Source organism: Pseudomonas sp. SK, from assembly GCF_012975065.1.
GTDB lineage: Bacteria > Pseudomonadota > Gammaproteobacteria > Pseudomonadales > Pseudomonadaceae > Aquipseudomonas > Aquipseudomonas anuradhapurensis.
This window is the reverse complement of sequence record NZ_CP051857.1, coordinates 3,748,848-3,763,431: the sequence shown is the minus strand read 5'-3', so window position 1 is coordinate 3,763,431 and position 14,584 is coordinate 3,748,848. Positions and strand designations below refer to the sequence as shown.

Below are 14,584 nucleotides of genomic sequence, written 5' to 3'. Positions count from 1 at the left end.
CCTGAGAGCGGCACCGGCCACAAGCCGAAGGGTGCTTGCCAAGGGTGGAAACTCAAGAGCCCCGTATCCGAGAGGATGCGGGGCTTTTTGTTTGCCTGTACTGGCCTCTTCGCGGGCGCGCCCGCTCCCACAGGAAAGCGCAAGCCTCAGAATTGGCGGTGTACCTGTGGGAGCGGGCGTGCCCGCGAAGAGGCCGGGATGAGCGGTGCAAATATCAGGATGGATGTGTGCCTTTTGCCGCTTGCCAGCGTCGAAATCCGGTCCCTATCCTTCAGGTATCTGGCCCTCCCGGGAACTCTGCATGAACTTCATCCAAAGCAATCTCAACAACCTGCTGGCCATCGCCTGGTTCGCCCTGTGCTGGGGCGGCTACACCCGCTATGCCATCTGGAAGGGCCGCGACACCGCGTGCCTGGCCAGCGTGTTGCACCTGTACCGTGAAGACTGGATGCGCCGCATGCTGCTGCGTGACAACCGCATCGCCGATGCTAGCGTGATCGGCAATCTCGAGCGTAACGCCTCGTTCTTCGCCTCCAGCACCTTGATCATCCTTGCCGGTATCCTCACCGTGCTCGGCGCTTCCGACCGGGCGCTGTCGCTGCTGGCCGATCTGCCGCTGGTGCAGCAGACCTCCCAGGGCATGTCGGAGATCAAGCTGCTGTGCCTGGCCATGGTGTTCGTCTATGCCTTCTTCACCTTCAGCTGGTGCATGCGTCAGTACAACTTTGCCGCAGTACTGGTAGGTTCGGCGCCGATGATAGGCGAACGCCTGGTCAATGAACTGGAACGCAAGGCATTTGCCCTGCGGGCGGCGCGGGTGCTGTCATTGGCTGCCAACCAGTTCAACTTCGGCCTGCGTTCCTATTACTTCGGCATGGCCATGTTGAGCTGGTTCATCAGCCCTTGGCTATTCATGGCCATGAGCGTCGGCGTAGTGCTGATTCTGTACCGCCGCGAGTTTCATTCGGATGTACTGGAAGTGATGGTATTCACGCCTACTGAAAGTCTGCCCGCCGAACCGGCCAAGGAACAACATTCGCTGCCGAGCGGCAACTGAAACGGTTTACCTGCTGATTTCAGGCACAAAAAAACCCGACCAGGTCGGGTTTTTTCGTTTCAGCCGATTACTGCTTGGCAGGTTCGGCCGGGGTGGCTGGCGCGGCTTCCGGAGCCGGAGTAGCCGGAGCGGCTTCTTCGGCGGCCTTCTGCTCGGCTTCGGCCTGATCTTTGGCGGCTTCGGCGTTTTCCTTGGCAGCCTCGTTCATTTTATCCTGAGCTTCGCCCGCTTTCTCCTGGGCTTGCTCGGCGTGTTGCTGTGCGTCCTGGGCTTTGTCTTCGCTCGCTTTATCGCAAGCAGCCAGGCCCATGGCAGCGGCCAGCATCAGAGCAAAAGCAAAAGGTTTACGCATGGGGGTGTTTCTCCTTGGTGGAATAAGTGACTTGTTCCTTCGAGTCCAACTACGCGGAATAAGTTCCGCGAAGATTACACATATATAACGCGCTCTTCTATATAGACTTTTTAATGATTTTATGCCGCTGCGGCAATGCGCGGGGTAACAGCCAATGAGCGATGCAACCTTGAAGGCCATGGCCGAGCGTTTTCTCTCGGCATTGAAACATTGTCAGTTATTGCAGATGCGTGTGGCCCAGGCCGATGCCGATGGCATGACCCTGGTCCTGCCCTGGTCGCCTGCCATCGTCGGCAACCCGCAAACCGGCGCCGTGCATGGTGGCGCCTTGACCACACTGATGGACACCACCTGCGGCATGGCCACGCTTTGTGTGCTGCCGCGTTTCGAGGTGTGCCCGACCCTGGACCTGCGCATCGACTACATGCACCCCGCCGAGGCTGGCAAGGCCATCTACGGCCACGCCCAGTGCTACCGGGTGACCCGTGACGTGATCTTCACCCGGGGCACGGCCTACCAGGATGACCCGGCACAACCGATTTGCCAGGTCGTGGGCACGTTCATGCGCCTGGGCCAGCAGATCAAGGGCGGCATTCGCTTTGGCAACAGCCTGAAGGAGGGCGGTGCATGATCCCGCACGCGGTGCGCCAGCAACTCAACGCCGCCCACGCGGTTGGCGATTATCGGCCGTTACTGGCACTGATTCCCTATGCCAGCCTGATTGGCATCGAATGCACGCGCGACGGCGATGACCTGTTGTTCCGCCTGCCGGCCAGCCCGGACAACATCGGCAACCCGCTGCTGCCTGCCATCCACGGTGGCGTGATCGCAGGCTTCATGGAGTTGTCGGCAGCGCTGTACCTGCTGATCTACAGCGACAGCGCGAGCATCCCCAAGATCATCGATTTTTCCATCGACTACCTGCGGGCGGGGCATTTTCGCGATACCTACGCCCAGTGCCAGCTGTGGCGCCAGGGCCGGCGCGTGACCAATGTAGCCATCACCGCCTGGCAGGGCGACAGGCAGTCGCCGATTGCCACCGCCCGCGCGCATTTCAAGATCGAACCGGAAAAGCCCTTGAAATCATCCGCGCAGCCCCCATCTGCATGACATCCGCCGCTAACGCAGGCCGCACTGGCCGCCGGCGTCAACTGCCATCAGATCGGAGTTTTGAAGACCATGAGTGTGGAGACTCAAAAAGAAACGCTGGGCTTCCAGACCGAGGTGAAGCAGCTGCTGCACCTCATGATCCATTCCCTGTATTCGAACAAGGAGATCTTCCTGCGTGAACTGATCTCCAACGCCTCCGATGCCGCCGACAAGCTGCGTTTCGAGGCCCTGGCCAAGCCAGAGCTGTTCGAAGACGACGCCGACCTGAAGATTCGCCTGAGCTTCGACAAGGACGCCGGTACCGTGACCCTCGAGGACAACGGCATCGGCATGAGCCGTGAAGACGTCATCGCCCACCTGGGTACCATTGCCAAGTCCGGCACTGCCGACTTCATGAAGAACCTCACCGGTGACCAGAAGAAGGATTCGCACCTGATCGGTCAGTTCGGCGTGGGCTTCTACTCCGCATTCATCGTTGCCGACAAGGTCGACGTGTATAGCCGCCGCGCCGGCCTGCCGGCCGCCGAAGGCGTGCACTGGTCGTCGAAGGGCGAGGGCGAGTTCGAAGTCGCCACCGTCGACAAGCCGCAGCGCGGTACCCGTATCGTCCTGCACCTGAAAAAGGGCGAGCAGGAATTCGCCGATGGCTGGCGCCTGCGCAACGTTGTCAAGAAATACTCCGACCACATTGCCCTGCCGATCCAGCTGCCGAAGGAGCAGGTCGCCGCCGAAGGCGAGGAACAGCCGGCCCAGGAATGGGAAACCGTCAACCGTGCCAGCGCCCTGTGGACCCGTCCGCGTACCGAGATCAAGGACGAGGAATACCAGGAGTTCTACAAGCACATCGGCCACGACTTCGAGAACCCGCTGGCCTGGAGCCACAACAAGGTCGAAGGCAAGCTGGAATACAACTCGCTGCTGTACGTACCGGCTCGCGCGCCGTTCGACCTGTACCAGCGCGAAGCACCACGCGGCCTGAAGCTGTACGTGCAGCGCGTGTTCATCATGGATCAGGCCGAGTCGTTCCTGCCGCTGTACCTGCGCTTCATCAAAGGCGTGGTCGATTCCAACGACCTGTCGCTGAACGTATCGCGTGAAATCCTGCAGAAAGACCCGATCATCGACTCGATGAAGACCGCGCTGACCAAGCGCGTGCTGGACATGCTGGAGAAGCTGGCGAAGAACGAACCCGAGCAGTACAAGGGCTTCTGGAAAAACTTCGGCCAGGTGCTGAAGGAAGGCCCGGCCGAGGACTTCGCCAACAAGGAGAAGATCGCCGGCCTGCTGCGCTTCGCCTCCACCCAGGACGACAGCGGCGAGCAGAGCGTTGCCCTGGCCGACTACCTGGCCCGTGCCAAGGAAGGCCAGGACAAGATCTACTACCTGACCGGCGAGTCGTACGCGCAGGTGAAGAACAGCCCGCACCTGGAAGTGTTCCGCAAGAAAGGCATCGAAGTGCTGCTGCTGACCGACCGTATCGACGAGTGGCTGATGAGCTACCTCAACGAGTTCGACGGCAAGGCCTTCGTCGACGTCGCCCGTGGCGACCTGGACCTGGGCAAGCTGGATTCGGAAGAAGACAAGAAGGCCCAGGAAGAAGTCGCCAAGGAAAAGGAAGGCCTGGTCGAGCGCCTGAAGGGTGCGCTGGGTGACAGCGTTGCCGAAGTGCGCGTGTCGCACCGCCTGACCGATTCGCCGGCGATCCTCGCCATCGGTGAACAGGACCTGGGCCTGCAGATGCGCCAGATCCTCGAGGCCAGCGGGCAGAAGGTGCCGGAGTCGAAGCCGATCTTCGAATTCAACCCGACCCACCCGCTGATCGAGAAGCTGGACCACGAGCAGAGCGAAGACCGCTTCGCCGAGCTGTCGCATATCCTGTTCGACCAGGCGGCGCTGGCGGCCGGTGACAGCTTGAAGGACCCGGCGGCTTACGTTCGTCGCCTGAACAAGCTGCTGGTCGAGCTGTCTGCTTGAGTTGATGGATGAAAAGCCCGCTTCGGCGGGCTTTTTTCATGGCGGGCATCATGATCATGAGCGGCAAAGGAGTGTTTGATGAGCAAAGTAATCGTCGAATCGCTGGTCTATCACCTGTCCGGCAAGACCTATGAGAGCCGCCTGGTGTATGAGCCGGGAGCGTTGTGCCGCCCGGGCTTGGTGATGGCGCCGAACTGGATGGGCATTGGCGAAGGGGCCGAGCGCATTGCCAAGGAAGTGGCCGAGAAGGGCTATGTGGTACTGATTGCCGACCTGTACGGGCAATCGCTGCGCCCGTCCAATGCCGACGAGGCTGGCGCGGCCATGATGCCGCTCAAGGACGACCGTGGCGAACTGCGCAAGCGCATGCAGGAAGCCCTGGCCCAGTTGCTGGGGCAGTCGAAGGCGTTGCTGGAGCCCGGCAAGGTGGCCACGTTCGGCTTCTGCTTCGGTGGCTGCTGTGCCCTGGAGCTGGCACGTTCGGGCGCCGACCTGCGCGCGGCGGTGTCGTTCCATGGCACCCTGGACACGCCGAACCCGGCCGATGCCAAACGTATCAAGGGCTCGGTGCTGGTGCTGCACGGCGCTTCGGACCCGCTGGTGCCGAAAGAGCAGTTGCCGGCATTCGAGGACGAGATGAACGCGGCCAAGGTCGATTGGCAGTTGCTCAGCTATGGCGGCGCAGTGCACTCGTTTACCGACCCGAATGCCAATGTGCCGGGCAAGATGCAGTATGACCGGCGCACCTCGGAGCGGGCGTTCCGCGCGATGCATAACCTGCTGACTGAAGTGTTCCAGCGCTGACATGGCATGGGGGCCGCTCTGCGGCCCATCGCGACGCAAGGCCGCTCCTACAAGGACCGCGTATGCCATGAGCCACGCTATCCCTGTAGGAGCGGCCTTGCGTCGCGATGGGCTGCAGAGCAGCCCCCAAATCAGCGCGGCAGCTCGATCCTCGAAGTTTCCCCCGGCACCACCGGCCAATCCCCCGCAGCCCACCTGGCCCGGGCCTGTTCGATCAGTTCCCCATCGCTGGCGACAAAATTCCAGTTCATCCGCCGCGGCCCATCCAGTGGCGCACCGCCAATCAGCACCAGCTGGCATGCCCCCTCCGCATACAGAGTGACTTCTTCGCCCTCCGGCAACACGATCAGGCAGCAGGCTGCAACGGATTCATCGTCCATCATCAGCTCGCCGTCGAGCAGGTAGAGTGCCCGCTGCGCATGCTCGGTCGGTACCCGCAAGGTGGTCGCCGGCTGCATTTGCACATGCGCGTAAAGGGTAGGGGAGAGTACCGGCACCGGTGATTGCAGGCAGAAGCCGCTGCCGGCGATCATGCAGATGCGCACTCCCAGGCTGTCGCTGACGGGCAGGCTGGCAGCCGGGTAATGGCTGTAGCTGGCCGGGCCCTGTTCATGTTCGCGCGGTGATGCCAGCCATACCTGCAAACCATGCAGGCGCGAGCCATGGGCCCAGGCATCTTCAGGTGTGCGCTCGACATGGGCGACGCCGCTGCCTGCGGTCATCCAGCTGACCTCTCCCGGCAGCACCCGCTGCGCCGAGCCGAGGCTGTCCTTGTGCAGTATTGCCCCTTCGAACAGGTAGGTCAGGGTCGACAGGCCGATGTGCGGGTGCTGGCGGATGTCCATGCCATGCCCCGGGGCATAGTCGGTTTCCAGCATGTGGTCAAAAAACACGAACGGGCCGACACTGCGGCACTGGGCCGACGGCAGCGGGCGCAGGATCGGCTGGCCCTCGACCGATTCGGCGCGCGGGTGGATGACCAGGGGGCTGCTCATGGGAAGGGCTCCAGGCACGGGGAAATGCCCCAAGCATAGCGGTTTGTCTGCCCGGGCTGAACCGTCTCGCTGGCCGGCCGGTCTACAGGGTCGGTATTCGCAAAAGGACGCTGCCCATGATAGCCCGAGCGCTGGCCTGCGCGCTGTTGTCCACTTGGTTGTGCCAGGCGGTACAGGCGCGTGACTACCGCTACAGTGATGCGCATCTGCACTACGTCGATTTCTTTCAGGAAAGCGAAGGCATGCCGGCATTGATCAAGGCCATGGATGCCGCGGGCATCGAGCAATCGATGATTTCCGGCATCCCGGTGGCCAAGAAATGGCATGAAGATGAGCCCAAGCGCCCACGCTACTACGCCGGTGACGACGCCGATGCCTACTGGTACAGCGCCACCGACACCTATGTGGCGGCAGCGCTGCAGCAGTTGCCGGAGGCCCAGCGCCAACGCTTTCACCCGTTCCTGAGTGGCTTCAACCCGGTGGACAAGAATGCCGTCAGCCATATCGAGCGTATGCTCGACCTGTACCCGGGGCTATGGCAGGGCATTGGCGAGGTATTCACCCGTCATGATGACCTGACGGCGCTGACCAGCGGCGACACTCCGCGCGCCAATAACGAAGCCATGACGCGTATCTATCACCTGGCCGCCGAGCGTGACCTGCCGGTGCTGCTGCATTCCAATATCACCTCCAAGCGCGAGCGCAACCCGCTGTACCTGGCCGAAATCGAAGAGCCGCTGCGCAATCACCCGCACACGCGATTCATCTGGGCGCATGCCGGCAGCAGCATGGAAATCCACCGGCACCAGACGCAGATGGACTTTCTGCTGCCGGTGCTGACGCGGCTGCTGGAAGATTATCCGAACCTGTACGTCGACCTGTCGTGGAGCGTGCTGGAACCCTATTTGCTGGACAGCAAGGGTGTGCCGCGCAAGGCGTGGCTGGCCTTGGTCGAGAAGTACCCGGAGCGCTTCATGCTGGGCTCGGATGTGGTGGGGCGGTTTGGCAGCCTGGGAGAGCAGATGCACGGGTTCAGGCCGTTTCTGGATGCATTGCCGGAACAGGTGGCCAACAAGGTGGCCCGGGAGAATTTTCTGGCGGTGTTGCCCAAGGTTCGCCAGTGACCTGTGCCGGCCTCTTCGCGGGCATGCCCGCTCCCACAGGATCACCACAAGCCTGAATGCCATGGGGCCCCTGTGGGAGCGGGCGTGCCCGCGAAGAGGCCGGCACAGGCGATACAAATGAAAACGCCCCGAACCAGTCGGGGCGTTTTCGTTTACCGCAGCAGCGTCTTACTTGCCTTCCCAGCGCTTGAGCACCAGGGTGGCGTTGGTGCCGCCGAAGCCGAAGCTGTTGCTCATGACCGTGTCGATCTTGGTGTTCTCTTCGGTCTTGCGCAGGATCGGCATGTCGGCGACCTCTGGGTCCAGCTCGTCGATGTTGGCGGAGCCGGCGATGAAGTTGTTTTCCATCATCAGCAGGCAGTAGATCGCCTCGTGCACGCCAGCGGCGCCCAGCGAGTGGCCCGACAGGCTCTTGGTCGAGCTGATCTTCGGTGCCTTGTCGCCGAATACCGCGCGAACGCCCTTGATCTCGGCAACGTCACCGACCGGGGTCGAGGTGCCGTGGGTGTTCAGGTAGTCGATCGGGGTGTCGACAGTGGACAGTGCCTGCTGCATGCAGCGGATGGCGCCTTCGCCGCTCGGGGCAACCATGTCGTAGCCGTCGGAGGTAGCGCCGTAGCCAACGATTTCGGCGTAGATCTTGGCGCCGCGGGCCAGGGCGTGTTCCAGCTCCTCGACCACCACCATGCCGCCACCGCCGGCGATGACGAAGCCATCACGGTCGGCGTCGTAAGCGCGCGAGGCCAGCTCTGGGGTCTCGTTGCGCTTGGTCGACAGGGCACCCATGGCGTCGAACAGGAACGACTGGCTCCAGTGCTCTTCTTCACCGCCACCGGCGAAGACGATGTCCTGCTTGCCCCACTGGATCTGCTCCAGCGCGGTGCCGATGCAGTGTGCCGAGGTGGCGCAGGCCGACGAGATCGAGTAGTTGATGCCCTTGATCTTGAACGGGGTAGCCAGGCACGCCGAAACGGTGCTGCCCATGGTGCGGGTTACGCGGTACGGGCCGACACGCTTGACGCCTTTCTCGCGCAGGGTGTCCAGCGCTTCCATCTGGTTCAGGGTCGAGGCGCCGCCGGAGCCAGCCACCAGGCCGGTACGCGGGTTGGACACCTGTTCTTCGGTCAGGCCAGCATCCTTGATCGCGTCCTGCATCGCCAGGTAGGCGTAGGCAGCGGCGTGGCCGACGAAGCGGTAGACCTTGCGGTCGATCAGTTCTTCGAGGTTGAGGTCGATGGACCCGGAAACCTGGCTACGCAGCCCCATTTCCTTGTATTCCGGGTTGTAACGGATACCCGGACGGCTGTTGCGCAGGTTTTCGGTAACGGTAGCTTTGTCATTGCCCAGGCACGATACGATGCCCAGACCAGTGATAACGACGCGGCGCATGCGAATAACCCTTAGAAATTGTCAGTGGAGGTGAACACGCCGACCCGCAGGCCTTCGGCAGTGTAGATCTCGCGGCCGTCGACGCTGACCGAGCCATCGGCGATGGCCATGTTCAGCTTGCCCTTCAGGACGCGCTTGATGTGGATGTTGTAAGTGACCTTCTTGGCCTGCGGCAGTACCTGGCCAAAGAACTTCACCTCGCCCGAACCCAGGGCGCGGCCGCGGCCCGGCAAGCCCTGCCAGCCGAGGAAGAAACCGACCAGCTGCCACATGGCGTCCAGGCCCAGGCAGCCCGGCATTACCGGGTCGCCTTCGAAGTGGCAGGCGAAGAACCACAGGTCCGGGGTGATATCCAGCTCGGCGACCAATTCACCTTTGCCGTACTTGCCGCCTTCTTCGCTGATATGGGTGATGCGATCGACCATCAGCATGTTCGGCGCGGGCAGTTGCGCATTACCTGGGCCGAACAGCTCACCGCGACTGCAGCGCAGCAGGTCTTCCCGAGTAAAGGCGTGTTGTTTGGTCATGCGAGCTCCTCAATAACCCCCTGTGGCAGGGGATGAATCTTCCCGGCCGGCCCGAAGACCAAAAGCTTCGGGGCGGCAGCCTACAGGTAGACTATTGCGTTGTGGTGAAAGTCACAGCGCACCTGGCGAAAGAAGTACAGGTGTGCACTGAAACGTCTATTTTCAGGTCCGTTGAAGGTCCTGTCCAGTGTTTAAGACTGCCGCACTTTAGCATTTATCGCCAGTCGCGGTTGTCCGACCGGGTAGCCAGCGCTGCAGCACCTGCTGCAGTTCGGTGCGGCGCAAGGGTTTGCTCAGGTAATCGTCCATGCCGGCGGCCATGCAACGCTCGCGGTCGCCCTGCAGGGCATTGGCGGTCAGGGCGATGATCGGTAGCCCGGCGCCGTTGGGCAGCTGGCGGATGCGCTGGGTAGCCTCATAGCCGTCCAGGTGTGGCAGGCGGCAATCCATCAGCACCGCGGCAAAGCGCTGCCGGCTGACCCGTTCGACCGCCTCCAGGCCGTCCTCGGCGGTGCAGACCGCCAGCCCCAGGCTGCGCAGCATGGCGGCGATGACGCTCTGGTTGACCTGATTGTCCTCTACCAGCAACACCTGGCCCTCATCGCCCACCGCAGGATGTGCCTCGCTAGCCTGGGCCAGCGCGGCCGGGGCAGGGCTGGCCAGGGCCAACGGCATTTCCAGGGTAAAGGTCGAGCCCAGGCCTTCACGGCTTTCGCCGCGCAGCTTGCCACCCATGCGTTCGGCCAGGGTACGGGCGATCGACAGCCCCAGCCCGGTGCCACCATAGCGGCGGGAAATCGAGCTGTCGGCCTGCTGGAAGGCGACGAACATCATTTCCAGGCGTTCGCTGTCGATGCCGATACCGGTGTCACGCACGCTGCAGGTCAGCCAGATCAGTTGCCGGTCGAGTACCTGCCAGTGGGCCTCGACCTGCACCTGCCCGTGTTCGGTGAACTTCAAGGCATTGCCCACCAGGTTCAGCAGGATCTGGCGGATACGCGTGGGGTCGCCGTTGACCTGCAGTTGCTCGATGCCGGCCGGCGTTTGCAGGTGCAGGCCGAGGCCGCGCTGCTGGGCGCTGTGCTGGAACGACTGGACACTGCTGGTGATCAGCTCGCCGAGGTTGAAGTCGATGTGTTCCAGCTGCAGCGCGGCACGCTCGATGCGCGAGAAGTCGAGAATGTCGTTGATGACCTTGAGCAGGTGCCCGGTGGACTCGCTGGCCACCGCCGTGTACTCCGCCTGTTCGTTGCTCAGCGGCGTGGTTTCGAGCAACTGCAGCATGCCCAGCACGCCATTCATCGGTGTACGCAGTTCGTGGCTCATCATGGCCAGGAAGTCCGACTTGGCGCGGTTGGCCTGCTCGGCCTCTTCGCGGGCCTGGATCAGCTCGGCAATGGCCTGTTTCTGTTCATCGCTGGCCTGCTCGAGGGCGTGCGCCAGGTTGTTGATATGGCGCGCCAGGTGGCCGAGCTCGCTGTCATCGACCACCGGCAGCAGGGTGTCGTACTCGCCCTGCTGGATGGCCTTGACCGCATGGCCCATGTCGCTGATCGGCTTGGCCAGGCTCAGGGCCAGGCGGCGCGCCAGGAGGAAGGTGAACAGCAGGGCGAACAGCGCGAGGATGCCGGCCTTGATCACGATCTCCTGCTGGCGCTGGCTGAAGGCGTCATCGGACATGCCGACGATCACCCGGCCCAGGTAGTCGTCACCGATGGCCGGGGTGGTTGCCTTGCCCTGTTGCAGGAAGTCATTGTCCAGGCGGATCTGCTGCAGGCGGATGGGCGCCTGGAACACTTCGACGCGTTGCGCGCGCCTGGTGCTTTCATCGGATTGCTCGACGTACACCAGGATATGGTTGCGGCTGTCCTGCACCTCCAGAAAGCGCACGTGGGGGATGCTGAGGGTGGCGCGCATCAGGCCTTCGAGCACCTCGTTGTTGCCCGATATCACCCCATACTCCGAGGCCGGCGCCAGCTGGTTGGCGATCAGTTGCCCGGTGTGGTTCAGTTCCTGGCGCAGGTCCTGGATGCGGACGAAGGTAAAGAAACTGATCAGCAGCAGGGTCAGCAACAGGGCCGGGCCGAGGCTGATGATCTGGGTACGGGTGTGGATGTCCCAGCTCAGGCATTTGCTCATGGGGTGGGTTCTCCTTCAGCCAGGGCCTGGGCGGCGGCGTTCGGATCGATCGGTTCAAGGCCCAGGGCGCGCGCCACCTGCTGGTTGCCGCTGACGCCGTAGCGTGCCGGATACAAGCTGCGTGGCCAGCGCGCCGGTGGCTGGTCGAGCAACTGGTCGAGTACCGCCAGCCAGTCGTCCTGGTCGCTGAAGGTGCTGGCCAGGGCGCCGGCGCGGACGAACCCGGCGTTCGGGCCGATCAGCGCCATCTGTCGGCTGTAGCTGCTCAACAGCAGGTTCTTGGCGGTCTTGGAGTTGTACAGGTCGGGGTCGTCCAGGCCCAGCAGCACATCGCTGTTGGCCAGCAGGTGCTGCAGGGGCCGGCTATCACGCGGGTCGGGCCAGTCCTGGGCAATGATTTCCAGGCCCAGCGGGCGGGCGGCAAGGCGCAGCTCTTCGAGCAGAAAACCGCTGTGCTCGCCGTACAGCACGCCAATGCGCTGGGCCTGTGGCAGCAGGTAGCGCGCCAAGCGCAGTTGCCGGCCCAGCGGCGGGTCGCTCCACAACAACGTGAGGAACCCTGGCAGCGACTTTCCCAGGCGCTGTGCAGCCTGTACCCGGCTGACCCGCATGGCCAGGGCTGGTGGGCCGGTGTTTTCTCCCAGGCGCCACTCCAGCGCGGCGTTGTCCAGCAGGATCAGGCGCAGGTCGCTCTTGAGCAGGCCGGGGCGTGGCAGGTCGGCGGTGGTCTGGAAGTGCACATGATCATGCGGGCGGCGGCTTTCCAGGGCCGCGACGAAGCTGCGGATGCCGGGCTGGTCCTCTGCGCCGACCAGCACGATTTCGCTGGCGGACAGCGGCCCCAACGGCCACAGGCAGAGCAGCAACAGGCGCAGCAACAGGGCCATCAGAACTCCAGCTCCGCGCTGACGCTCAGGCGATGGCGGCTGTCGTAGCGGTTCTGGATCGCGGTGGTCGGTTCATCGTCCAGGCGTTGTTGCCATAGCGCCGCCAGCTCGAGGTTGCTGCCATGTACCCGGAAGCGTTTGGCCAGGCGCAGGTCGAGGCGCTCGTAACGGTACTGGTTGAGGGCATCGTCGCCATAGTAGAACAGCGCGCTCGACCAGCCGTCGCCCCATTCGCGCATCCACCCGGCCGAACCGCTGTTGCGGGCGCTGAGGCGGCGGTCGTCGGGGTTGCTGGCCCAGGCATCGACATAGGCATAGGTCAGGCGCAGGCGGTCGCGCAGGGTCGGGCGCCAGTCCAGTTGTGCCTCGCTGCCGCTGAAGCGGGCCTTGTTGGCATTGCTGGCAATGAACTGGTTGTTCTTCAGGGGCTCGCTGATCATGCCGGTGATCTCGTCGTAGAACAGCTTCACATCCATGCTCAGGTCGATGTCGCTGAAGTAACCGTTGTAGCCTACCTCGCGCGAGCGCATGCGCTCCTGTTCGAGGTCGCCCGGGCCACGGGTCTTGACGAAGTACTCGCCGTTTTGCAGGCCGAACGCATTGGGGCTGAGGTTCTTGACCGTATAGCTCCAGTTGACGTTGTTCTCGAACATGTCGGGCGAGCGCACGGCCTCGGAATACACCGCACGCAAGCCATGGCGCGGGGTGATCAGGTAGTTGACCGCCACGCGCGGGGTCAACGAGCTGCCAGACAGGCGCGAGTCCTCGAACATGGTGCCGCCCTGCAGGATCCAGTGCTCGTCGGCGCGCCACTCCAGCTGGCCGAACAGGCGCCAGGTCTGGTCGTCGATGCTGCCGTTGAAGTAGGTCTGCGAGTCGGCACGATCGTAGCGGTAATTCATGCCGCTGAGCAGGCGCAGGCTGTCGGTGAGGCTCAGGGTATCCTGGATTTCCAGGTCATAGCGGGTTTCGCGCGTGCTCTGGTCAACATCGCCGCAGACCTGCTGGTTGCCACCGTTCGCCCATTGCTGCTGGACCTTCTCCAGCAGCCCTTTCATGACCGGGTCATTGGTCGAGAGTGGCGCACCGGTAGCAATGCCGCGCGCCACTTTCTCGGCGAAGTCGGGGTTGATCTGCCAGAGCTTGGTCAATTCCGGGCTGAACGACTGCAAGGCATCGCAGGCACGCCAGACCTGCTGACGGTCGAAATGCTGCGCCGAACCCTGGATATAAAGGCTGTGCTCGGCACTGAAGTCCTTGGTCCAGCGCAGTGAACCTGCGTAGTCCTTGGCATTGACGTCAGCGTCGTTGCCTACCTGGTATCTGTTGAATACCGGCTTGTAGGTGTAGGGCCGCTGGTTGCTGCCTTCTTTCGCTGCCAGCTGCCATTCCAGGGTCTGGTCGTGGGCCAGGCTGTGGCTGGCATTGAGGTTGAAGCGGGTCAGCCGGCGGCTGTCGCGGTAGTCCTGGCCGAACTGGTTTTCATCGAAACCATCATCCTGCTGGCCTGACAGCGACAGGCGCATGTCGCCGCCGTCCCAGCCAAAGCCGTGGCTGGCGTAGAAGTCGTCGATGCCGTCCTGGCCGCGGGTGGTCTTCAGCCGCGTGCCATGGCTGTCGGCGGGGTTGCGGGTCAGGATGTTGACTACCGCCATCAGTGCATTGGCGCCGTAGCTGACCGTGTTGGGGCCGCGAAACACCTCGATGCGCTCGATGTCTTCCATGGCCAGCGGGATATCGCTCCAGTCCACCGTGGCCAGGCCGGCACGGTACACCGAGCGGCCGTCGATCAGCACCTGCATGCGCCGGGCGTCGTTGACGTTGCTGCCGTGGTAGTTGACGGTTGGCTGGTTGCCGGCGCCATAGCCGATCATCATGCCCGGCACCAGGCGCAGCAACTCGGGGATGTCGCGGGCGCCGCTGGCGCGGATCAGCTCGCTGTCGAGCACGGTCATGCTGCCCGGCACTGCCGCCGGGGATTGTTTCAAGCGCGTGGCGGTCAGAACCTGCGGCAGGTCGGTGTTGTCGATGAACAGGTCATCGGCCACGGCAGGGCCACCGAGCAGGGCAGTCAGCAGGAGCAGGCGCGGGTACGGGGGCGTGCCAGGGAACACAAAGCTGCCTTGTTTCAGGATTGAGACAGGCATGGTAACTGACCGGGCGGGTTTTGCCAGTGGGCTGTGGGGGAGGCGGGCTTGGGATGGTGGTTGGGGCGGGGGGCGCTCG

13 protein-coding genes are annotated in these 14,584 nt (G+C 63.2%); 6 read left to right on the top strand and 7 right to left on the bottom strand.

The features are described 5' to 3' along the window. The first annotated feature begins 301 nt into the window (after positions 1 to 301). Complete coding sequence (locus HG549_RS17330) at positions 302 to 1,057, top strand: DUF599 domain-containing protein (RefSeq protein ID WP_170030846.1); 756 nt, start codon at positions 302 to 304, stop codon at positions 1,055 to 1,057. Between the two features lie 67 nt (positions 1,058 to 1,124). Here the strand turns inward: HG549_RS17330 and HG549_RS17325 are convergent, their stop codons facing one another. Further along, a complete protein-coding gene (locus tag HG549_RS17325; protein ID WP_086978461.1) occupies positions 1,125 to 1,409 on the bottom strand; it encodes a hypothetical protein in 285 nt (94 codons plus the stop codon). 154 nt (positions 1,410 to 1,563) lie between these two features. Here HG549_RS17325 and HG549_RS17320 point away from each other — a divergent pair, with 154 nt between their 5' ends. The 4 genes from HG549_RS17320 (at position 1,564) to HG549_RS17305 (ending at position 5,297) form a co-directional block, all read left to right on the top strand. Beyond that, positions 1,564 to 2,040, top strand: a complete 477-nt coding sequence (locus HG549_RS17320; protein ID WP_170030844.1) for a PaaI family thioesterase — start codon at positions 1,564 to 1,566, stop codon at positions 2,038 to 2,040. Continuing rightward, positions 2,037 to 2,519, top strand: coding sequence for a PaaI family thioesterase (locus tag HG549_RS17315; protein ID WP_170030842.1), 483 nt, complete (start codon positions 2,037 to 2,039; stop codon positions 2,517 to 2,519). The genes HG549_RS17320 and HG549_RS17315 overlap by 4 nt, the downstream gene beginning before the upstream one ends. Positions 2,520 to 2,588: 69 nt before the next feature. Further along, the gene (gene htpG, locus HG549_RS17310; RefSeq protein ID WP_170030840.1) at positions 2,589 to 4,493 is read left to right on the top strand and encodes a molecular chaperone HtpG; all 1,905 of its coding nucleotides are present in this window, start codon (positions 2,589 to 2,591) and stop codon (positions 4,491 to 4,493) included. Between the two features lie 78 nt (positions 4,494 to 4,571). Continuing rightward, positions 4,572 to 5,297: a dienelactone hydrolase family protein gene (locus HG549_RS17305; RefSeq protein WP_170030838.1), complete on the top strand. Its 726-nt coding sequence runs from the start codon at positions 4,572 to 4,574 to the stop codon at positions 5,295 to 5,297. A 131-nt stretch (positions 5,298 to 5,428) separates the two neighbouring features. Here the strand turns inward: HG549_RS17305 and HG549_RS17300 are convergent, their stop codons facing one another. Continuing rightward, a complete protein-coding gene (locus tag HG549_RS17300; RefSeq protein ID WP_170030836.1) occupies positions 5,429 to 6,292 on the bottom strand; it encodes a pirin family protein in 864 nt (287 codons plus the stop codon). A 116-nt stretch (positions 6,293 to 6,408) separates the two neighbouring features. On the opposite strand from HG549_RS17300, the gene HG549_RS17295 reads away from it, so the two are divergent. Continuing rightward, positions 6,409 to 7,416 (top strand): amidohydrolase family protein, encoded by a 1,008-nt coding sequence (locus tag HG549_RS17295; RefSeq protein ID WP_170030834.1) that lies wholly within the window; start codon positions 6,409 to 6,411, stop codon positions 7,414 to 7,416. Positions 7,417 to 7,584: 168 nt separating this feature from the next. Here HG549_RS17295 and fabB read toward each other — a convergent pair whose 3' ends face one another. The 5 genes from fabB to HG549_RS17270 form a co-directional block, all read right to left on the bottom strand. Then, positions 7,585 to 8,805, bottom strand: coding sequence for a beta-ketoacyl-ACP synthase I (gene fabB, locus HG549_RS17290; protein ID WP_170030832.1), 1,221 nt, complete (start codon positions 8,803 to 8,805; stop codon positions 7,585 to 7,587). Between the two features lie 11 nt (positions 8,806 to 8,816). Continuing rightward, the gene (gene fabA, locus HG549_RS17285) at positions 8,817 to 9,332 is read right to left on the bottom strand and encodes a 3-hydroxyacyl-[acyl-carrier-protein] dehydratase FabA (RefSeq protein WP_170030830.1); all 516 of its coding nucleotides are present in this window, start codon (positions 9,330 to 9,332) and stop codon (positions 8,817 to 8,819) included. Between the two features lie 207 nt (positions 9,333 to 9,539). Beyond that, positions 9,540 to 11,471, bottom strand: coding sequence for an ATP-binding protein (locus tag HG549_RS17280; RefSeq protein WP_170030828.1), 1,932 nt, complete (start codon positions 11,469 to 11,471; stop codon positions 9,540 to 9,542). Next, positions 11,468 to 12,358, bottom strand: a complete 891-nt coding sequence (locus HG549_RS17275; protein ID WP_170030826.1) for an ABC transporter substrate-binding protein — start codon at positions 12,356 to 12,358, stop codon at positions 11,468 to 11,470. Before HG549_RS17275 ends, HG549_RS17280 begins: the two co-directional genes overlap by 4 nt. Further along, complete coding sequence (locus HG549_RS17270; protein ID WP_170030824.1) at positions 12,358 to 14,505, bottom strand: TonB-dependent siderophore receptor; 2,148 nt, start codon at positions 14,503 to 14,505, stop codon at positions 12,358 to 12,360. The genes HG549_RS17275 and HG549_RS17270 overlap by 1 nt, the downstream gene beginning before the upstream one ends. Between the last annotated feature and the right edge of the window lie 79 nt (positions 14,506 to 14,584).